The sequence below is a fragment of the Kutzneria sp. 744 genome, from assembly GCF_000568255.1.
Classification (GTDB): Bacteria; Actinomycetota; Actinomycetes; order Mycobacteriales; family Pseudonocardiaceae; genus Kutzneria.
The window spans coordinates 2031559-2051583 of the sequence record NZ_KK037166.1 but is presented as its reverse complement, the minus strand read 5'-3'; the positions used below and the strand labels follow the sequence as shown (position 1 = coordinate 2051583).

At 69.6% G+C, this 20025-nt stretch carries 19 protein-coding genes and 1 pseudogene; 15 read left to right on the top strand and 5 right to left on the bottom strand.

Annotated features, from left to right (window positions below):
* The first annotated feature begins 15 nt into the window (after positions 1–15).
* Positions 16–675 (top strand): alpha/beta fold hydrolase, encoded by a 660-nt coding sequence (locus KUTG_RS09095; RefSeq protein WP_052394245.1) that lies wholly within the window; start codon positions 16–18, stop codon positions 673–675.
* Between the two features lie 43 nt (positions 676–718).
* Entirely contained in the window at positions 719–1546 is an 828-nt protein-coding gene (locus tag KUTG_RS09090; RefSeq protein WP_043716342.1) for a DUF4436 family protein, read from the top strand.
* On the opposite strand, the gene KUTG_RS09085 is transcribed toward KUTG_RS09090, so the two are convergent.
* Positions 1538–2014, bottom strand: a complete 477-nt coding sequence (locus tag KUTG_RS09085; RefSeq protein ID WP_043716340.1) for an Lrp/AsnC family transcriptional regulator — start codon at positions 2012–2014, stop codon at positions 1538–1540. The two genes, KUTG_RS09090 and KUTG_RS09085, sit on opposite strands and share 9 nt — an antisense overlap.
* A 129-nt stretch (positions 2015–2143) precedes the next feature.
* Here KUTG_RS09085 and KUTG_RS09080 point away from each other — a divergent pair.
* Positions 2144–4415: pseudogene (locus tag KUTG_RS09080) on the top strand (pyruvate dehydrogenase).
* Positions 4416–4421: 6 nt separating this feature from the next.
* Here the strand turns inward: KUTG_RS09080 and KUTG_RS09075 are convergent.
* Complete coding sequence (locus KUTG_RS09075; RefSeq protein WP_232240720.1) at positions 4422–4700, bottom strand: DUF427 domain-containing protein; 279 nt, start codon at positions 4698–4700, stop codon at positions 4422–4424.
* Positions 4701–4785: 85 nt separating this feature from the next.
* Between KUTG_RS09075 and KUTG_RS53160 the strand changes: the two genes are divergently transcribed.
* The 4 genes from KUTG_RS53160 (at position 4786) to KUTG_RS09060 (ending at position 8466) form a co-directional block, all read left to right on the top strand.
* Entirely contained in the window at positions 4786–5430 is a 645-nt protein-coding gene (locus KUTG_RS53160) for an MFS transporter (protein WP_052394243.1), read from the top strand.
* A 111-nt stretch (positions 5431–5541) separates the two neighbouring features.
* Positions 5542–6174: an MFS transporter gene (locus KUTG_RS53155; protein ID WP_052394242.1), complete on the top strand. Its 633-nt coding sequence runs from the start codon at positions 5542–5544 to the stop codon at positions 6172–6174.
* Positions 6175–6443: 269 nt separating this feature from the next.
* Positions 6444–7901 carry an MFS transporter gene (locus KUTG_RS09065; RefSeq protein ID WP_043728731.1) on the top strand — a complete coding sequence of 486 codons (1458 nt, stop codon included), beginning with the start codon at positions 6444–6446 and terminating at the stop codon, positions 7899–7901.
* A gap of 25 nt (positions 7902–7926) precedes the next feature.
* On the top strand, positions 7927–8466 hold the full coding sequence (locus KUTG_RS09060) for a universal stress protein (RefSeq protein WP_043716338.1): 540 nt from the start codon (positions 7927–7929) through the stop codon (positions 8464–8466).
* Positions 8467–8522: 56 nt separating this feature from the next.
* Here KUTG_RS09060 and KUTG_RS09055 read toward each other — a convergent pair whose 3' ends face one another.
* The gene (locus KUTG_RS09055; RefSeq protein ID WP_198047072.1) at positions 8523–9458 is read right to left on the bottom strand and encodes a DMT family transporter; all 936 of its coding nucleotides are present in this window, start codon (positions 9456–9458) and stop codon (positions 8523–8525) included.
* Between the two features lie 62 nt (positions 9459–9520).
* Between KUTG_RS09055 and KUTG_RS09050 the strand changes: the two genes are divergently transcribed.
* Entirely contained in the window at positions 9521–10156 is a 636-nt protein-coding gene (locus KUTG_RS09050) for a GntR family transcriptional regulator (protein WP_043716336.1), read from the top strand.
* Positions 10157–10553: 397 nt separating this feature from the next.
* A complete protein-coding gene (locus tag KUTG_RS09045; protein WP_043716335.1) occupies positions 10554–12512 on the top strand; it encodes an elongation factor G in 1959 nt (652 codons plus the stop codon).
* 2 nt (positions 12513–12514) lie between these two features.
* Here the strand turns inward: KUTG_RS09045 and KUTG_RS09040 are convergent, their stop codons facing one another.
* A complete protein-coding gene (locus tag KUTG_RS09040) occupies positions 12515–12694 on the bottom strand; it encodes a hypothetical protein (protein ID WP_198047071.1) in 180 nt (59 codons plus the stop codon).
* Between the two features lie 274 nt (positions 12695–12968).
* Between KUTG_RS09040 and KUTG_RS09035 the strand changes: the two genes are divergently transcribed.
* Positions 12969–13364, top strand: coding sequence for a nitroreductase/quinone reductase family protein (locus tag KUTG_RS09035; RefSeq protein WP_043716334.1), 396 nt, complete (start codon positions 12969–12971; stop codon positions 13362–13364).
* Here the strand turns inward: KUTG_RS09035 and KUTG_RS09030 are convergent.
* Positions 13361–13915, bottom strand: a complete 555-nt coding sequence (locus tag KUTG_RS09030; RefSeq protein WP_043716333.1) for a suppressor of fused domain protein — start codon at positions 13913–13915, stop codon at positions 13361–13363. The two genes, KUTG_RS09035 and KUTG_RS09030, sit on opposite strands and share 4 nt — an antisense overlap.
* 103 nt (positions 13916–14018) lie before the next feature.
* Here KUTG_RS09030 and KUTG_RS58190 point away from each other — a divergent pair, with 103 nt between their 5' ends.
* The 5 genes from KUTG_RS58190 (at position 14019) to KUTG_RS09005 (ending at position 19872) form a co-directional block, all read left to right on the top strand.
* The gene (locus KUTG_RS58190) at positions 14019–14423 is read left to right on the top strand and encodes an SDR family NAD(P)-dependent oxidoreductase (protein WP_052394240.1); all 405 of its coding nucleotides are present in this window, start codon (positions 14019–14021) and stop codon (positions 14421–14423) included.
* 32 nt (positions 14424–14455) lie between these two features.
* Positions 14456–14794: a Rossmann-fold NAD(P)-binding domain-containing protein gene (locus KUTG_RS58185; protein ID WP_052394239.1), complete on the top strand. Its 339-nt coding sequence runs from the start codon at positions 14456–14458 to the stop codon at positions 14792–14794.
* Between the two features lie 25 nt (positions 14795–14819).
* Positions 14820–16043: an MFS transporter gene (locus KUTG_RS09015; protein ID WP_052394238.1), complete on the top strand. Its 1224-nt coding sequence runs from the start codon at positions 14820–14822 to the stop codon at positions 16041–16043.
* Positions 16044–16047: 4 nt separating this feature from the next.
* The gene (locus KUTG_RS09010) at positions 16048–16836 is read left to right on the top strand and encodes a hypothetical protein (protein WP_043716332.1); all 789 of its coding nucleotides are present in this window, start codon (positions 16048–16050) and stop codon (positions 16834–16836) included.
* Between the two features lie 594 nt (positions 16837–17430).
* Positions 17431–19872: a protease pro-enzyme activation domain-containing protein gene (locus KUTG_RS09005; RefSeq protein ID WP_052394237.1), complete on the top strand. Its 2442-nt coding sequence runs from the start codon at positions 17431–17433 to the stop codon at positions 19870–19872.
* Positions 19873–20025: the final 153 nt, after the last annotated feature.

Below are 20025 nucleotides of genomic sequence, written 5' to 3'. Positions count from 1 at the left end.
TGATAGGCAGGTCGGGTGGAACTGTTCACTCGCACCTGGGGTTCGCCCGACGCGCCGGCCATGGTCCTGCTGCACGGCGCGTCGGCCAACGGCGGCACCTGGTCGGAGTTCGCCGCGAGGTTCGCCGACCGCTGGCACGTCATCGCGCCGGACCAGCGTGGTCACGGCCGGAGCCCGCGCGCCGACGCCTACTCGTTCGATCTGTTCGCCGATGACCTGCACGGCCTGCTCGACCAGTTCGGTGTCGAGCGGGCCGTGCTCGTCGGGCATTCCATGGGCGGTGTCGCCGCGTACCGCTACGCCGAGAAGCACCCGGAGCGGCTGGCCGCGATGGTGCTGGAGGAGGTCCCGCCGCCGGTTCCGCTGGACCTGCGGCTGGCCCCGCGTCCCGAGGGCGAGCTGGACTACGACTGGGCGTTGCGGCCGCTGATCATCGCCGAGCTGAACGATCCCGATCCCGACTGGCCGCAGCGGCTGGCCGGCATCCCCACGCCGACGCTCGTCGTCGCGGGCGGCGAGCAAAGCCACCTCCCGCAGGCCGCTATCGCCACCATGGCCGACCTGATGCCGGCCGCCACGCTCGTGACGATCGACGCCGGGCATCTCGTGCACCAGAGCAGGCCGGACGAGTTCGCGGCCGTCGTCGAGCAGTTCCTGGCCGACACCAACAGGTGAATCACCGTGCCACGGTCGGCCGTCTGGCCTAGCGTGACGGCGGGTGAGGACGGTACGGATCGTCGCCGTGGGCGTGGTGATCGCGGTGCTCGCCGCGGGCGGCATCATCGGCTTCCAGATCGACAGCAGCAATCGCCAGACCGACTACGTCGTCGGCAGCGACGACGCCAACCGGGTCGAGCTCGACGTGACGCTGCAACGGGTCGACGTCACCGGCCGCGAGCTGGATCTGCGGATCATCCCGGTCATGCACGGCAACCTGGCCGACGGCTTCGACGCGGTGCCGGTGCGGGACATCGAGGTCGACACCAGCTCGCTGACCAGCGGCACGCTGCGGTTCAAGGCCCATGACCGGGTGTCGTTGCAGGACGTGCGGATCGGTGTCGACGACGGCCTGGTGTCCTCCTACCCGTTCGACAGCTACTCCGCCGCGATCGGCTTCTACGTCACGGCCGGCGACCAGAACGTGCCGGTGTCGCTGCGGTTTCGGGGCTATGACGCGCTGTTCACGGCCGCGGCGACCGACGCCGAGTGGCGTTCCGGCGTGCTGAAGGCCAACGTCGCGGCCGGCCGAACGTTCAGTTCCCTGGTGCTGGCCTGGTTCCTGATGATCGCCATGTGGGCGCTCGCGCTGTCGGTGCTGGGCGCGGCGCTGACCATCGTGTCCAAGGGCATGGGGCTGGTGTGGCCGGCGATGGGCTGGATGGCCGCCACCCTGTTCGCCCTGGTCGGCTTCCGCAACGCCGCCCCCGGCTCGCCGCCGATCGGCGGGCTGATCGACTACGGCGCCTTCTTCTGGGCCGAGTTGCTGACCACTGCCGCCCTGGTTTACGTGACGGTGCACGGCATCCGGCGGGCGCGCCTAGCGTGAGCGCCGCTCCAGCAAAGGGCTGATCCGGTAGCCGACCAGCTCCCGCATCACCAGCGCCGTGCTGGTCCGCTCCACCCCGGGGATGGCCAGCATCAGGCCGGCGATGCGGTACAGGTCGTCGCCGTCCTGGGCGACGACGTGCACGAACAGGTCGGGCTGGCCGCTGATGCCGTGCACCTGGAGCACCTCCGGCACGTCGGCCAGCGCGTCGGCGACCTCGTCGAGGCGCTGCTGCGTCACGACCATCATCACGAACGCCGTCAGCGGATAGCCCAGCGCGCGGGGCGGAATGCGGTGTTCGAACGTGTCCAGCACGCCCGGCTGCTCCAGCCGCAGCAGCCGCGCCTGCACGGTGTTGCGGGACAGCCCGGTCTGCTCGGCCAGCGCCACGGCGGTGGCCCGCGGCTGCTCGGCCAGCGCTTGCAGCAGGCGGAGGTCGGTCTGGTCGAAGCGGTCGTCGTTGCGCACTCTGCTCGCTTTCGCCGGTCTGATGCTCGGTCGGATTGTGCGATCTGCTCAATCCAACCTACTCGCATTGTGCGTAGTGAGCGTCGGTGTTGTCATTTCAGGACGTTGTGCACGCATGGAGGTGGCGAGATGACCAGGCCGAGCCCGGCCGCGCTGGCGGTGCTGATCGAGATCGAGCGGCGGGTGCTGTGGCTGTCCACGGCCGTCATCCACCACGCGAACCTGGTGCGCCCCAACACCTCCGGCCTCAAGGTCGGCGGGCACCAGGCGTCCAGCGCCTCGATGGTGTCGATCATGACGTCGCTGTGGTTCCGGCACCTGCGGCCGCAGGACCGGGTCTCGGTCAAGCCGCACGCCTCGCCCGTGCTGCACGCGATCAACTACCTGCTGGGGGAGCTCGACGAGTCGTATCTGACGACCCTGCGCGCCTTCGGTGGCCTGCAGAGCTACCCGAGCCGCTCCAAGGACCCCGACCCCGTCGACTACTCGACCGGATCGGTGGGAATCGGGGCCACCGCACCGATCTGGGGCGCGATCGCCCGCCGCTACGTGGGCGCCGGCAGCGGCCGCCAGTACTCGCTGCTGGGCGACGCCGAGCTGGACGAGGGTGCGGTCTGGGAGGCGGTGCTCGACCCGTCGGTGGCCGAACTCGGCGAGATCGTGTGGATAGTCGACCTGAACCGACAGTCGCTGGACCGGGTCGTGCCGCAGATCGCCGCCGACCGGCTGCACGCCATGTTCGCCGGGGCCGGCTGGCAGGTGATCACCCTCAAGTACGGGCGGCTGCTGGAGGAATTGTTCACCCGACCGGGTGGCCCGGCGCTACGCGAGCGCATCGACACCATGCCCAATCCCGAGTACCAGCGACTGCTCCGCTGCGACGCCGCGCAGTTGCGGGATCGTTTGCCCGCAGGGGATCCGGCCATCGCCGAGCTGGTGTCCGATGTGGACGACGGCACCCTGGTGGCGGCCGTCCGCAATCTCGGTGGACACGACCTGGCCGCGCTGGACGAGGCCTTCGAGCAGATCGAGGACACCCGGCCGACGGTGATCTTGGCGTACACTGTGAAGGGCAACGGGTTGCCCACACAAGGGCACCCGCAGAACCACTCATCACTGCTGACCACCGAGCAGCTGGCCGAGCTGGCGCGACGTCTTGGGAGGGACGTCGACGACCCCTGGCAGGCGTTCCCGGTCGGCTCCGATGCGGCCGTCCTGTGCGAGGACACGGCGAACCGCCTGCGGCGCAAGAGCGTCGCGACCGCGCAACCGCCATCGATCCCGCTCGACTTCGGCCGGGTTCAGCAGGGCACGACCACGACTCAAGCAGCGCTCGGCCGAACGCTGCTCGATCTCACCCGCCGCGCGCCGGACGCGGCCCGGCGGGTGGTCACGGTCAGCCCCGACGTCAGTTCCAGCACCAATCTCGGCGGCTGGGTGAACAAGGTCGGCGTGTGGTCGCCCGACGAGCGCGTCGACTGGTTCGCCGACGACGCCGACACGATCCTGCACTGGAGGGAAAGCCCTGGGGGACAACACATCGAACTCGGCATCGCCGAGACCAACCTGGTCGGGCTGATCGGGGAGCTGGGCGCCACCTGGAGTCGCTGGGGCGAGCCGCTGCTGCCGATCGGCGTGCTCTACGACCCCTTCGTCTCGCGCGCCCTGGAACCGTGGTCGTTCGGCATCTACGCCGGCGGACAGTCAATTCTGGTCGGCACGCCGTCCGGGGTCACGCTGGCGCCCGGAAGGCGGCGCGCACCAGTCCATCACGACGCCCTCCATCGGACTGGAGCAGCCCGGCTGCGTCACCTACGAGCCGGCGTTCGCCATCGACGTCGAGTGGACGCTGCTGGCCAGCCTGGCCCGGCTGGGCAAGCCGGACGGCACCTCGGCCTACCTACGGCTGTCGACCCGACCGGTCGACCAGTCGCTGGCCGACGTGTCCACGGATCCGGCCGCACGCGAGCGTCGCCGTCGCCAGGTCGTGGCGGGCGCGTACTCCTTGCGCCGCAAGGAGAACCCGGCCATCACCATCGCCGCGATGGGCGCGGTCGTGCCCGAGGCGCTCCAGGCCGCCGAGCGGCTCGACCAGGTGGGCATCGAGGCCGACGTCGTCTGCGTGACCAGCCCCGGCCTGCTGTTCCAGGCCCAGCAGGCGAGGCAGGGTCTCGCCGACGGCCCGTCCTGGATCCTGGACCAGGTGCTGCGGCCGACGCCGCTGGTGACCGTGCTGGACGGTCACCCGCACACGCTCGCCTTCCTGGCCACCGTGAACCGGGTGGCGTCGATCTCGCTCGGCGTCACACGGTTCGGCCAGGCCGGCTCGCTGGAGGACGTCTACCGCTACCACGGTCTCGACGCCGACAGCATCGTGCGCGCGGCCTTGGACCTCAGGTGACCGACCTCAGCTGAGCTCGACGTAGCGCTTGTCGAACGCGACGTAGCCGGCGAACTCGTGGCCGACGCGCTCGGCCGCGCCGTCGTACGGCTGCGGGTAGCTCCAGCCGGCGTCCTTCTGCCCGGCCACGGTGTGGTACTGAGCCGGGCCCTTCCACGGGCAGGTGTACGGGGTCGGGCTGTCGGCGAACTCACCGTCCACCAGGGACGACGGCGGGAAGTACCAGTTGCCCTCGATGGAGACCAGCTCGGACTCGGGGGCCTCGGCCACGACACGGCCGTTCACGGTTGCCTTCATGTCTGGGCCAACGGCCGGCGCCGCCCCGATAATTCCGTCGTGTGACCGAAAGGGCACCGATACGCTCGATCCGGTGACCTTGCCCCGGCGACTGCTGGTCGACGCCTCCCCGCTCCGCCGATCACTGGCCTTCCGCCGGTACTGGATCGGTTCCGTCCTCTCGGCCGTCGGCACCCAGATGACCCTGTTCGCCGTCACCTACCAGGTTTTCACCCTCACCAACAGCTCGCTGGCGGTCGGCGGCATCGGCCTGTGCGCCGCCGTGCCGGCCATCGCCTTCGGCATGCTCGGCGGCAGCATCGGCGACGCCGCCGACCGGCGCAAGATCGTGCTGTACAGCAGCCTCGCACTCGCGGCCGTGTCGGCGTTGTTCGCCGTGCAGTCCCTTCTCGAGCTGCGGCAGCTGTGGCTGCTGTACGTGCTGGCCGTCGTCGAGGCTTTGATCGTGTCGGTCAACGTGCCGGCCCGTCGCACGTTCACGCCCCGCCTGCTGCCCGCCGAACTGCTGCCGGCCGGGGCCGCGCTGAACCTGATGACCATGCACCTGAGCAACACGGTCGGCCCGCTGCTGGCCGGGCTGGTCGCGGCGGCCGGCGGTCTCAACGCGTGCTATGTGATCGACGTGATCAGCTTCGGGGCCGCGCTCTACGGCGTGTTCCGGCTGCCGCCGATGCCGCCCGAGGGCACCCTGGCCAAACCCGGATATTTAGCAGTGTAAGTACTGCCAAGCATGATATCCTTCCGGGACTCTCTGCAGGAGGTTCCCTTCTCCGTCCGTCCCATGTGATTAGCCCCCATGTACTCACTACACTCACTGTAGGATACCGATATGACCAAGGCTACCCGGAACATCAAGTCGGTCATGGAAGCCGTCGGCTTCATCCGGGGTTCCTCGGTGCTGACCGGCGCGGTGCTGGCCGACCTGTTCGCGATGGCCCTCGGCATGCCGTTCGCCGTGTTCCCGGCGATCAACGCGGCCTTGTTCGGCGGCGGCCCGCAGACCCTGGGCCTGCTCAACGCCGCGCCCGCGATCGGCGGCGTGCTCGGCTCGGCGCTGTCCGGACCGGTCGGGCACGTGTCCCGGCAGGGCCGCGCCATGCTGTTGGCGGCCATCGGCTGGGCGGTCACGCTCGTCGGCTTCGGGCTGTCGACCGCGCTGTGGCTGTCGGTCGGGCTGCTGGTGGTCGGGGGAGCGTTCGACGTGATCAGCGTGGTGTTCCGGACGACCATTCTCCAGGCCGCGACCCCCGACCGGTACCGCAGCCGGATCAGCGCCGCCGAGTACGTCGCCGGCTTCGGCGGCTCCCAGCTGGGCAACTTCCGGGCCGGCGCGGTCGCCAGCCTCAGCACCCCGGGCCTGTCCACCGTGATCGGCGGTCTGTCCACCATCGCCGTCTCGGTCCTGTTGTGGCGGCTGCTGCCCGGCTTCGCCGCCTACCGCGCCCCATTGTCCAATGACTGAGCAGCCCCGATTCGGCCCGGGGGTGGCGTTTCAGGCAACAACACCGTGACAATTGTCCCGAGCAGGTTTGAAACCCTCGTGTGCGCGCCGGGTGAGCGTCCGCGCCGGCAGCGTGACCTGCGGATCGGACTGTGACCATGCCAGACTTTCACGCCTCTTACCGGTTGCGGACCGACCACTTTGGCGGTAGATCTCTAAACCTGCTCGTAACCCGCCGGCCACATGTGCGCGAACGTTTCGGCAACGCACGCGACATCGGGGAGAATTCCATGACAGCAGCCAGCTCCGCCGGCACGGCGACACCCAGGCTGAGCCTCGTTCCCGCCCGAATGGACCGGTTGCCCTGGACCAGATTCCACTGGTCGATCGTGATCGGCCTGGGCGTGTCGTGGATCCTGGACGGCCTCGAGATCCAGATCGTGTCCGCCGCCGGGTTCGAGAAGACCCTCGGCATGACGCCGGCCGAGGTCGGCGCCACCGCCACCATCTACCTGGTCGGCCAGGTCGTCGGCGCGCTCTACTTCGGGCGGCTCACCGACAAGATCGGCCGAAAACGACTGTTCATCCTGACGCTGGCGATCTACCTGGTGGCCAGCGGCATCGCCGGCTTCTCGTTCAGCGTGTGGTTCCTGTGGATCTTCCGGTTCATCGCCGGCCTCGGCATCGGCGGCGAGTACACCGCGATCAACTCGGCCATCGACGAGCTCATCCCGTCCCGCTACCGCGGCCGCGTGGACATCGCCGTGAACGGCACCTACTGGGCCGGCGCGATGATCGGCGCCACCGCCAACCTGTTCCTGCTCGACCCCAACATCTTCCCGGAGAGCTGGGGCTGGCGGATCGGCTTCTTCATCGGCCCGGTGCTCGGCCTGATCATCATCTACCTGCGCCGGCACATCCCGGAGAGCCCGCGGTGGCTGATGACGCACGGCCGGCTGGAGGAGGCGGAGCGCACCGTCGACGAGATCGAGGCCGGCGTGCGGCGCGAGGGGGTGACCCTGACCGATGTGCCGCCGGAGAAGGCCATGTCCATCGTGGAGGCGCCGCGGCTGGGCTTCCGCACCGTGACGGGCATCTTCCTGAAGAAGTACCCGAAGCGGTCCTTCCTCGGCTTCTCGATGATGGTCACGCAGTCGTTCCTGTACAACGCCATCTTCTTCACGTATTCGTTGGTGCTGCAGAACTTCTACCACATCAGCGCCAGCGGGGTGTCGGTCTACTTCTTCCCGTTCGCGGTGGGCAACCTGCTCGGCCCGCTCATCCTGGGACCGTTCTTCGACACCGTCGGACGGCGCAAGATGATCCTCGGCACCTACGGCTTCGCCGGACTCGTGCTGGCCGTCTCGGCGGCGCTGTTCCAGGCCGGCTCGTTGAACGCCACCACCCACACGATCTTCTGGTGCGTGTCGTTCTTCTTCGCCTCCGCCGGCGCCTCGTCGGCCTACCTGACGGTCAGCGAGATCTTCCCGCTGGAGCTGCGGGGGCAGGCGATCTCCTACTTCTTCGCCATCTCCCAGGCCGCCGGAGCCGTCGCGCCGTTCGTGTTCAGCTCGCTGATCGGCAACGGCCTCGACCGTGGACCGCTCACCATCGGCTACTACTTCGGCGCCGCCATCATGATCCTCGGCGGCCTGATCGCCTGGTTCGTCGGCGTCAACGCCGAGGGACAGTCCCTTGAGGACGTGGCCGAACCGTTGTCCAAGGCGCCCATGGCCGAGGCCAGTTAGTATCCGCGACGACGAGGAGGTAGCCGTGGCTGATTTCATCGTCGTGGGCGTCAGTGTCCGCAGTGGATCGCCCACCGCCCTGCGCTGGGCCGCCGACGAGGCTCGCCGTCGCCGGTGCGGCCTGGTCGCCGTCCGCGCCTGGCGGGCCCCTCGCCCGCCGAGCGCCCCCGGCGGTCACCCGCCGGCCGTTTCCCGTGACGTCCCCGGCGCCTTCGCCGCCGCCGAGGAGAAGCTCTCCGCCGATGTCGCCGAGGCCTTGGGCCCCGACGCCAAGATCGAGTGCCGCGTCATCAAGGGCACCCCCGTCTCCGTGCTCCTGAAGGAGTCCGAGGGCGCCCTCATGCTGGTGCTCGACGCCCCTCGCCGCACCGACCTCACGGCCAACACCCTGTTGGCCCACCGGTTGATGTACCACGTCGGTTGCCCCGTCGTGGTCATGCCGCCCGCCCTCACCCTGCCCGGCCCCGGCCGGGCCGCGCGCATCGGCAAGGAGGTCGGCACCCGCATCGCCAAGGCCGCCGCCTCCGCCGGCCGTCCCGGCATCCGCATGCCCCGCCAGTCCTGACCCTTCGTTGTCGAGCACCGCCGGCCACCCTGGCCGGCGGTGTTCTTCTTGTCCCGTCACCCTTGCCCGTGGCCAGGCGTCACCAGCTCTTCGGCTTCAGCCGGCCCGCCACACGCGTCTGCCTCCGGTGCCTTCGCCGTTCGTCCCGTGATCGTGATCGCCGCGCCGATCATCACGATGCCCGCCCACTGCCCAGCCGTCAGCTGCTCGTGCAGCGCCACCGCCGCGATCACCGCCGCGGCCGCCGGCTCCAGCAGCGTGATCGTCACCGCCGCGGCCGCCCCGATGTGCCTGATGCCGCGGGCGAACAGCCAGTACGACATGCCCGTCGTCACCACGCCCAGGTACGCCACCCCGGAAACCCCTTGCGGCGTCAGCAGATTCCCCGTCGCCGTCACCGCGATCACCGGGGCCATGAGCAGCGCCCCCAAGGCCAGGATCCCCGTGAGCGCCGTCGCGTCGCCGTGCCGTGCCGTCAGCGCCTGGATGGACACCGCCTGCCCGCTGAAGAACGCCGCCGCCAGCACCGACAACCCCAACCCCGCCAAGGAAAACGTCGTCCCCGCCCCATTGGCGAAGGCCAGCAGGCACAGCCCGCCCACCGCCGTCGCCGTGCCCACACTCCAGCCCGCACCCGGCCTCCGGCGGTTCTTCACGGCCGTCCACAGCCCCGTGAACACCGGCGACAACCCGATTCCCACTGCCGTGCTCACCGCCACCCCCGCGCTGCCGATCGCCCCGAAATAGGCCACCTGGAAGCCCGCGATCCCCACCGCCCCGCCGACCAGCGGCCCCAGATCCGCCCGCGTCCACCTGCTCCGGAGCGGCCGGCCTTTGGCCACGGCGAAGAGCACCAGGGCGCCGATCGCCAGGCGGATGCCGCCGGCCGCGACGCGGTCGCCTGGTCCGATCAGCGCAGCGACCGGTCCGAGCGTGCCCCACAACAGCGCGCCCGCGGCGGCGCTGGCCGCGGCCCTCCGGGTTCTCGTCACCCGGCGAAGGTAATACGGTATGACAGTCATACGCAACGGTCTGACCGCTATACTCACGCGGTGTGACGGCGCTTCAGACGACCAGTACCCGGGACGCCTTGGTCGCCGAGGTGCGCAGGCTGATCCTCGGCGGGGAGCTCTCGCCCGGCGAGAGCCTCACCGAGACCATGCTGGCCTCGCGGTTCGGCGTCGCCCGGCCGACCATCCGCTCCGCGCTCCAGGAGCTCGTCGCCCGCAACCTCGCGCAGCGGGCGACCGGTCGGTCGCTGATCGTCCCCGTGCTCACCGAGGCCGACATCCAGGACCTGTTCCTCATCCGCACCCCCCTCGAACTCGAGGCCGTCCGCGTCATCGTCGAGTCCGGCGTCTCCCTGTCCCGCCCCGAGCGCATCCTGGCCGAGATGGACTCCCTGTCTCCCGACGTCAGCTGGGCCGATCGCGTCGAGATCCACACCGAGTTCCACATCGCCCTCGTCGAACTGGCCGGCAGCCCCCGCCTCAACCGCATCTACCCGGCCCTCCAGGAGGAGATGCAGCTCTGCCTCGCCCAGCTGCACAACTTCTATCCCGGCGGCACCAGCCTCGCCGCCGAGCACCGCCGCCTGCTGGCCGCCATCGCCACCGGTGACGTCGCCGTCGCCCAGGCCGAGATGCGCGAACACCTCTCCGCCGCCGTCCGCCACCTCGCCGCCCGCTGACGACCGCCACTACCCGCCGACACGCTCGCCTGTCGTCCGTCACCTTTGCCGCCCGCTGACCGCCGCTAGTACCGCCAATACGCCCGCCCGCCGCCCATCACTTTTGCTGCCCGCTGGCCACCGCCATTACGCGGCAACACGCCCGCCTGCCGCCCGTCACCTCGCCGCCCGCTGACGGCCGCCACTACCCGGCAACACGCCGTCCGCCACTCGCCGCCGTTGGCCGGCGCCACTGCCCGGCAACCCCGCCCGCCCTCCTTCCTTTCGATAAATCATTTGCCCGGGCGTCGGGGATTCTGCTCAACTCGTGGCGTCACCGAGCTGGGAGATGAGATGCGAGCAGCTGTCATGTTCACCGCAGAGGTAATGTTCCCCCTTCTGAAGGACATGACGCCGCATGGCAGTGCTCAACCTCGGAATTCTCGCGCACGTCGACGCCGGTAAGACCAGCCTGACCGAGCGGCTGCTGCACGCCGCCGGGATCATCGACGAGATCGGCCGCGTGGACGACGGAAACACGCAGACCGACTCGATGGCGCTGGAGCGCCGGCGAGGCATCACCATCAAGTCGGCGGTGGTGTCGTTCAGCATTGGCGACCGCACGGTCAACCTCATCGACACGCCCGGCCACCCGGATTTCATTGCCGAGGTGGAGCGGGTTCTCGGCGTGCTCGACGGGGCGGTGCTGGTCGTGTCGGCGGTCGAAGGTGTGCAGGCGCAGACCCGCATTCTGATGCGGGTGCTGCGAAGGCTGCGCATTCCGACGATCGTCTTCGTGAACAAGGTGGATCGCGGCGGCGCCCGCTATGACGGACTGGTGGCCGACATCGCGGCCAAGCTGTCGCCGTCGATCGTGCCCATGGGATCGGTCGCCGCCCTCGGAACTCGGGCCGCGCGGGCCGTGCCTTTCGGTGTCGAAGACGTCGAATTCGTGGAACGGCTCGTCGAGCTGGACGACGAGCTGACGGCCGCCTATCTGTCCTCTTCGGACATTCCTTACGAGCGGGCGCGGTCCACGCTGGCGGAGCGGTCCCGGCGAGGGCTCGTGCATCCGGTGTTCTTCGGGTCCGCGATCACCGGAACGGGCGTGGGCGCCCTGATCGACGGCATCACGTCGTTCCTGCCGGCGGCCCCGGAGGACGTCGACGCGCCGGTCTCGGGCGCCGTGTTCAAGGTCGAGCGCGGTCCGGCCGGCGAGAAGATCGCCTACGTGCGCATGCACGCCGGCCGCCTGCGCGTCCGGGACCGGCTGCCCGACGGCGACGACAAGGTGACCGCCATCGCCGTCTTCGCCGAGGGCGCAAGCGTTTCACAACCGGCCGTCGCCGCCGGCTCCATCGCCCGGCTGTGGGGCCTCAACGGCATTCGCATCGGTGACGTCATCGGCTCGTCAACGCGTGCGGAGAAGCATTACTTCTCGCCGCCGACGTTGGAAACCGTCGTTCTGCCGGCTCGTTCGGGGGAGCGGGGCACGCTTCGCGCCGCCCTCGACCAGTTGGCCGAACAGGATCCGCTGATCGACGTCCGCCAGGACGAGATCCGCCGAGAGATAACGGTCTCCCTCTACGGCGAGGTGCAGAAGGAGGTCATCCAGGCCACGCTGGCCGAGGAGTTCGGGCTCGACGTCTGCTTTCGCGAGACCACGACCATCAACATCGAACGCGTCGTCGGCACCGGCGCCGCGTTCGAGATCATCGACGTCGCGCCCAATCCATTCCTGGCCACTGTCGGCCTGCGCATCGAACCCGGTCCGGTCAACGGTGGCGTGCGGTATCGGCTCGGTGTTGAGCTCGGCTCCATGCCGTACTCCTTCATGAAGGCCGTCGAGGACACCGTCCGGGAGACTCTGTCCCAGGGGCTGCATGGTTGGCAGGTCATCGACTGTGTCGTCACAATGACTCATTCCGGCTATTACCCCCGGCAGAGCCACATGCACGCCACCTTCGACAAATCGATGTCCAGCACCGCCTCCGACTTCCGTGGCCTGACGCCGCTCGTGTTGATGTCCGCCCTCGCCGAGGCCGGCACGCGTGTTCACGAGCCCATTCACCGCTACCAGTTGGAGATTCCCGCCGAGTCTTTCGCCGCCGTGCTGCCTGTTCTCGTGCGCCTCCGCGCCGCGCCCCTGACGTCGTCCATCACGGGCGGGACGCATTCCCTCGCCGGCGACATTCCCGCGGCCGAGGTCCATGGCCTCGAACGTCGGCTACCGTCGTTGACCAGCGGCGAGGGTGTGCTCGAATCCGCTTTCGACCACTACCGCCCCGTCGACGGCCCTGCGCCGGACCGGGTCCGACGGGACCACAACCCGTTGAACCGCAAGGAGTATCTGCTGCACGTGCTGCGCCGGGTCTGACCTCAGCTGCGGCGGCGTCGGTGGAGCACCCAACCGATGTTGACCACGGTCGTCGCCGACAGCGCCGCCAGCAGGACCCCCGCCCACGTCATGCCGAGCCGAAAGGAGGCCACGGCCGAGGCGATGCACAGCAGCAGGCCGACCACGGCCAGCCACAGTCGCGCCGTTCGCGTCGGAACCACCCCGCCCATGCCGGCTGTCGGATCGTGGAAGGCCAGGGGAGCCCGGGATCTCCCGCTCTCCGACTGCCCCCTGTCACCCGCCGTCATGCCGCTCCGTCCGACTCTCGTGGCTGTCCCGTTCGATGCAGCCCCCGGTTCCCATCCAACCAGATCAACCTGGCAACGCCGCCGCTGGTGATCATCGCGGACCCCGGCGGCCAGGTTCGCGTGGTTGGATGGAAACGGGGGCTGCGTTTTTCCGGCCCATGATCATCGGAACGGCAGGGAGCAGGGGATGTCCGGCTATCGGGAGGCCAAGCAGCGGATCGTCACGGCGTTTCAACGCCGGGTCGGCAACCCGATCCTGATGCGGATGCCGAGGCACACTCTGCTGGAGACCACCGGGCGGCGCTCGGGGCAGCCCCGGCGGACGCCGCTGGGTGGAAGGCTGGTCGGGCGGGACTTCTGGCTGGTCTCGGAGTACGGGGAGAAGTCGCAGTACGTGCGCAACATTCAGGCCGACCCGAGGGTGCGGGTCCGGATCAGGGGGCGCTGGCGTGCCGGCATCGCGCACCTGATGCCGGAAGACGACGCGAAGGCGCGCCTTCGTTCGCTCCCGGCGGTCAACAGCGCCGGTGTCCGGCTGCTCGGCACCAACCTGCTGACGGTCCGGGTCGAACTGACGGACTAGACGGCCGGCGGGCGCGTGACGTCGTAGCAGTCCCAGTCGAGGGCGACGAACGCCTGGAGGCCGTGCTCCCGGATGTACTGCCGCTCCACGTCGTGGATGGGGTAGAGGCCGGCGATGCTGATCGGCCTGTCGTCGCCGACGTCGATGTCGGTGTAGTCCTCGGGGGCGAGCACGGCCGGCGGGCCGACGACGAAGGCGCTCATGGCCGACTCGGCCGAGATCGGCTCACCGAAGTTGATCACGTCGCCGTACTCGAACGGGCACTCCCCGCGCAGCCCCTCGGCCAGGTCGCCGACGGCCAGCGCCCACAACCGGTCGTCCGAGCGCACGCTGATGCACAGCTCGGGCTTGCTGAGCACCCAATCCTCATGCTCGGCAAGGGAAAGCCCGTAGGTGACGCCGGTGAGGTGGTCCTCGGGCAGGTCCTGGTAACCGAGCATGGTCACGGCCGGCAGGCCGGGCTTGGTCGACTCGATCGCGGTGAACCACGGCTCGACCCCGCCGGACAACGAGTCCAGGTGGGCGAAATACCGTTCGGCACGACTGGTCATGGCCGACCCCCGGCCGGCAAGTCACGGAACTGGGGTTTCCACCGACGGAGCACGTCCAGACAGTACTAGGTTTCGCCCGTGATCAACCGGCCACGGCGCGGAGGTGGACGAGCAGGTCCTCGGGATCGGCAATGCTGTCAACCGGTGGAGTTGGGTTGACGGCGTCAACCTGGTTGGGGAAACCGTGCCCGCGGTGGTGACAGGTGCGACCTCGGGTATCGGCGAGGCGATCGCGACGGCGCTGGCCCGATCCGCGACGGTGACGCTGGTCGGTCGGGAGGATGCCCGGCTCCGGGTGGCCGCGACACGGATCGAGCGGGCCCCGCGGGGTGCGGATCTGATGCTGGCGCGGGCGGATCTGGCGCTGGGCAAGGAGGTTCGGCGCATGGCGGAACGGCTGGCGCTGCCGGACGTGGTGGTGAGCAACGCGGCGGTGATCACGGACCTCGATGACCGCACGGAGGAGGGAGCGCAGAAGCACGACTTCGACTGCCGGATCCGGACCTGACGCCGTTCGCGGCGTACGGGCGCACCAAGAACATGAACGCGATGTTCGGCTACGAGCTGGCGAGGAGAGTGAAGGGCATCACGGTCAACGCGATGCACCCGGGGATCATCGGCGGCACGGGGCTGGGCCGGAATGCCCGTGGGGCGCTGAAGAAGCTGGGGGAGGAGCTGGCCGAAACGGCGCCGGGGCCGGAGGTGGGGGCGGACACGGCGGTGTGGCTGGCGACGGCGTCCGAAGTGGACGGAGAGACCGGCGGCTTCTACGTGAACCGCCGCCGGGTGCGGACGGCGGAGCACACGAGGGACCGGGAGCGGTGCGGGCGGCTGTGGCGGGAGAGTGCCCAACTGGTGGGAAGTTTCGAGGGGTGGTAAGCGATTTCCGGTAGCGTGGCGGGACGTGCGCCGCTGGAATCGTGACTTCACGCTGTTCTTCGTGGCTCGGGCGGCGGCGCGGCTGGGCGACATGATGTTGCCGGTGGCGCTGGCGGCGGGCTTGATCCGGTACGGGTACGGGGTGGGCGCGGTCGGCGGGGCGATGGCGGCCTTCAGCGCGTGCTTCGCCGGGTTCGTCATCTTCGGCGGGGTGATCGCGGACCGGTTCGACACCCGAGCGGTGATGGTGGCGGCGGACCTGACCCGGGTCGTGACGCAGTCGTCGGTGGCGGTGATGTTCTTCGCCGGGCACGTGGTGTTCTGGCAGATCTGCCTGGTGGGAGCGGTCAACGGCCTGTGCGCGGCGCTGTTCCAGCCCGGCATCGCCAGCACGATCCCGCGCATCGCGACGGACGTGCAGGGCGCCAACAGCGTCATCCGCGTGGCGGAGTCGGTGATGGGCGTGGCCGGCCCGGCCTTCGCGGGCCTGCTGATCGGCGTGACGTCGGTGGGCGGCGTGTTCGCGGTGCACGCGGCGACGTACCTGACAAGTGCCTTGTGCCTACTGGGTTTGCGCCTGCGCCGAGGCGAGCGGCCGGCGAAGCGGACGCGGTTCCGGGCGGATCTGGTCGAGGGCTGGCGGGAATTCCGGGCCCGCGGCTGGGTGTGGGGCGTCATCCTGGTCTGGATGGTGCTGATGATCACCACCTTCGGCCCGCTCACCCCGCTGGTGGCCACGGAGATCATCACCACCCACGGCGACACCGCGTACGGCCTGATCAACTCGATCGGCGGGGCGGGCATGGCCGTCGGCGGCCTGGTCGCGATGCGCCTGCGCCCACACCACCCGCTGCGCGCCGGGGCGATCGCGATGCTCGGATACGGGCTGCTGCCGGCGATGGTGGCCGTGGGCGCCCCGATCTGGCTGGTGGGCCTGGGTTTCGCGGTCACCGGCGGCGTGCAGACGTTCTGGAGCGTGATGTGGGCGACCAGCATCCAGACCCAGATCCCCGGCTCGATCCTCAACCGCATCCACGCCTACGAGGTCGCCGGCTCGCTCGCCATGATGCCGGTCGGCCAGGCGTTGGCCGGCCCGGCGGCCGGCGCGCTGGGCGCGGAACCGGTGCTGCTGATCGGCGCGGTCGCGGCCGTGGCCGGCATGGCGGCGCTGCTGCTGGCCCCGCCGGTCCGCGACCTCGGCCGGGCCGACGGCCCCGTTCGCGAAGGATCGACGCTGGTGAGAGGCTGACGGCATGCGCGCCGACCTGCTCTCCGTCCCCGGCGAACCGGACCGTGCGAATGAGGACTTCGCGGCGCTGTCGCCACAAGGGGCCGCCTTGGTGCTGGACGGCGTCACGCCGCCGCCCGACGGACAGACCGGCTGCGTCCACACGGTGACGTGGTTCGTGCAGAAGCTGGGGCCGGCGTTGCTGAGGCGGGCGGAACGGCGTGACCAGTCGTTGGCGGACTGCCTGGCCGATGCCATCGCGCAAACCGCGGCGGCGCACGAGAGCACCTGCGACCTGAGCCACCGCCGCACGCCGCAGGCAACCGTTGTGGCCCTCCGGTGGGACGACCGGCAGGTCGAGTACCTGGTGCTGTCGGATTCGGTGCTGCTGCTGGACGTCAACGGAGCGGTCACGCCGATCCTGGACGGCCGCCTCGACGAGGTGACCGGCCGGCCCGACCTGCGCGCGATCCGCTACACGCGCCAGTACTTCGACGCCCTGGAAAGCCTTCGCAACGCCGACGGCGGCTTCTACACCGCGGCCGCCGACCCGGAGGTCGCGAAGCGGGCGGTCACGGGCCACCTGCCGCGGGCCGAGGTCCGCGCGGCGGCGGCGATGTCGGACGGCGCGACCCGGTGGACCGAGGTGTTCGGCTTCGGCGACTGGGCCGAGCTGTTCACCCGCATCGAGGACAAGGGCGCCGTGCAGGTGGTCGACGAGGTGCGCGCGGCGGAAACCGCCGATCCCGACCGGACGGCGTTCCCGCGGGGCAAGTCCCGCGACGACGCGTCGGTGGTCTTCCTCCAGTTCTGAGGACCCATGACCAGGGCGCCGATCGCTACGACATTCGCCGGTCCCTCGCTGCTCTGAATGGGCGTCGAAATGGAAAGACTCCTGCCGTTCGAGAATAAGAACGCGCCTTCTTGACGAACGGCGGCGACGCGATGATCGTCAACACCCCGATCTTGGACGGGCGCGGCGGCGGCCATCGGGCATGCAACCGATCGGGCGTCGAGCGCCGTCATAGTGTCGGACACATCCACGAATCGTCCGGTTCTCCTGGTCGGGCCCGGTTACCGGCCGGGATGATCGGGCGGCGGCAGCGTTTTCACAACCTCCTTTCGTCGGGGTGCTGAAGTTGATGACTGTTAAGGCGCGCATCCCATAGAATGGGCGTCATTACCGTTGTTTTGTCCGCTTTGCCGGCCATTCGGTCACCATGGGTCCATCGGTGATGTCGTGTACGTGATCACCAGGTCACGATATGGCCACCCGTGGCGGGCGATTCCATACCTTGGTAGGGAATCCATTCCCTGGCGGAACTTCGGCTGTTAGTGTTCCGGTAACTCCCTCGCCGAGGGAAATAAACCCTGCCATTTTCATCTCCCCTGTAGGGATGGAGCAATCGTGAAGCTGACCCGTCGCGCCTCGGTGGCGCTGCTGGTTGCCGCGCCGATGGTTCTTGCCTCCGGCGCCGGGTTCACTGCCTCCGCGCAGACGGACCCGCACACCACCCAGCTGGCCAACAGCGCCGCCCCGGGCCTCGAGTTCGCGACAAGAACCGGATCGGTGAACGCCGACCAGCAGATGCAGGTCGCCGTCTCGCTGAACTACCGGGACGCCGCCGGGCTGGACGCCTTCCTGGCCCGCGTGAACAACCCGAGCTCGGCCGACTACCACCACTACCTGACGCCGGACCAGTTCCGCGACCGGTTCGCGCCCACCCAGGCGCAGGTCGACCAGGTGCGGGCCTATCTGGCCGGCAAGGGCCTGACCGTCACGGACGTGGCGTCCAACCGGATGCTGATCGACGCCAAGGGCCCGGCCAGGACGGTGCAGAGCGCCTTCGCCACCACGGTGTCGCGCTACCACGACAACAAGACCGACAAGGACTTCACCGCCAATGACACGGCCCCGTCCGTGGACAGCGCGGTGGCCGGCCTCATCGGCGGCGTCTCCGGTCTGAACAACCACTACCAGCTGCACAACTACACCAAGGCGCCCAACGCGAACGCGCCGAAGGCGGGCAGTGGCCCGGCCGGCGGCTACACCGCGCAGGAGCTGCGCTCCGCGTACGGCGTGGACAAGCTCAACAGCGCCGGCACCACCGGCGCCGGCCAGACCGTGGCCATGCTGGAGTTCTCGCACTTCAGCCAGACCAACATCAGCAAGTACGACCAGCAGTACGGCACCGGCTCGCCGACCCCGACCGTGGTCAAGGTCAGCGGCGGTGACGACGACACCGCCGGCGACGGCACCGTCGAGGTCGAGCTGGACATCGAGGTCGCGCACGCGGTCGCGCCCAAGGCCAATGTCGCGGTCTACGAGGCCCCGAACAGCGACCAGGGCGAGATCGACATGTGGAACAAGTTCATCACCGACAACGTGTCGGTGGTGTCCTCCAGCTGGGGCGCGTGCGAGCTCGACGACACGGCGTCCACCGAGACGGCCGTGGACAACGTGGCCAAGCAGGGCGCGGCCCAGGGCCAGACCTTCCTGTCGGCGGCCGGTGACTCCGGCGCCTACGACTGCTACCGCCACAGCGGCACGCAGTCGCCCAACGCCAACAACCTCGCGGTCGACTTCCCCGGCTCCGACCCGTACGTGGTCAGCGTCGGCGGCACCGTGCTGACCGAGGGCAGCGGCGGCAGCTACAGCTCCGAGACCGTGTGGAACGAGGGCACGGCCACCAAGTGGGCCGGCGGCGGCGGCGTGTCCAGCAAGTTCGCCCGTCCGTCCTGGCAGACCGGCCCCGGCGTGAGCACCAGCTCGCTGCGTCAGGTCCCGGACGTCTCGGCCGTCGCGTCGGACTACTCGATCTACACCGGCGGCCAGTGGGGCACCGTCGGCGGCACCAGTGCGGCCACCCCGCTGTGGGCGTCCGTGCTGACGCTGGCCAACCAGCAGGCGGCCGCGGCCGGCAAGGCCCGCGTCGGCCAGGTCCAGTCCACGCTGTACCAGCTGGGCTCGTCCAGCAGCTACGGCTCGCTGTTCCACGACATCACCACCGGCGACAACCTGCACTACAGCGCGGTCGCCAACTACGACAACGCCAGCGGCTGGGGCACGCCCAAGGCCGACGCCCTGGTGCCGAACCTGTCCGGCGGCGGCACCACGCAGCCGGGCGCCCCGTCGGTGACCAACCCGGGCAACCAGTCCAACCTGGTCGGCGACACCATCAACGTCACCGCCCACGCCACCGGCGGCACCTCGCCGTACACCTGGTCGGCCACGGGCCTGCCCACCGGCACGTCCATCGCCTCGGGCACCGGCGTGATCAGCGGCAAGACCACCACGGCCGGCACGTACAACGTCACCGTCACGGCGAACGACTCCGCCAACAAGGCCGGCAGCGCCTCCTTCACGTGGACCGTCGGCACCACCGGCGGCAACTGCTCCGGCCAGAAGCTCGGCAACCCGGGCTTCGAGACCGGCAGCGCCTCCCCGTGGAGCACCTCCTCGGGCGTGGTCAGCAACGCCTCGGCCGGCGAGGCCGCGCACGGCGGCAGCTACCTGGCCTGGCTGGACGGCTACGGCTCGACCCACACCGACACGCTGAACCAGTCGGTGACCATCCCGGCCGGCTGCCACGCGACCCTGTCGTTCTGGCTGCACATCGACACGGCCGAGACGACCGCGTCGACCGCGTACGACAAGCTGACCGTCAAGGCCGGTTCGACCACGCTGGCGACGTACTCCAACCTCAACAAGGCCAGTGGCTACGCGCAGAAGACGTTCGACGTCTCGGCGCTGGCCGGCCAGACGGTGACGATCTCGTTCACCGGCGTTGAGGACTCGGGCCTGCAGACCTCGTTCGTCATCGACGACACGGCTGTAAACCTGAGCTGACGCACCGATCCACGGAGCGGGCCATCCCTCAGGGGTGGCCCGCTCCGGCTTTCCGGAGCTTGGCCCGCAATGCCTTGCGCGCCACCGGACCCAGGTCGTCGACGACCTCGACCAGGATGGCCAGCCGATCCAGCGTGGCCAGCGCGGCCTCGG

What these genes read in the sequence shown, in the direction of transcription:
- KUTG_RS09065 (WP_043728731.1), top strand. Translation starts at nt 6,444, where the DNA reads ATGACAGCAGCCAGCTCCGCCGGCACGGCGACACCCAGGCTGAGCCTC.
- KUTG_RS09030 (WP_043716333.1), bottom strand. Translation starts at nt 13,915, where the DNA reads ATGACCAGTCGTGCCGAACGGTATTTCGCCCACCTGGACTCGTTGTCC.
- KUTG_RS09010 (WP_043716332.1), top strand. Translation starts at nt 16,048, where the DNA reads ATGCGCGCCGACCTGCTCTCCGTCCCCGGCGAACCGGACCGTGCGAAT.
- KUTG_RS58185 (WP_052394239.1), top strand. Translation starts at nt 14,456, where the DNA reads ATGAACGCGATGTTCGGCTACGAGCTGGCGAGGAGAGTGAAGGGCATC.
- KUTG_RS53155 (WP_052394242.1), top strand. Translation starts at nt 5,542, where the DNA reads ATGACCAAGGCTACCCGGAACATCAAGTCGGTCATGGAAGCCGTCGGC.
- KUTG_RS09035 (WP_043716334.1), top strand. Translation starts at nt 12,969, where the DNA reads ATGTCCGGCTATCGGGAGGCCAAGCAGCGGATCGTCACGGCGTTTCAA.
- KUTG_RS09045 (WP_043716335.1), top strand. Translation starts at nt 10,554, where the DNA reads ATGGCAGTGCTCAACCTCGGAATTCTCGCGCACGTCGACGCCGGTAAG.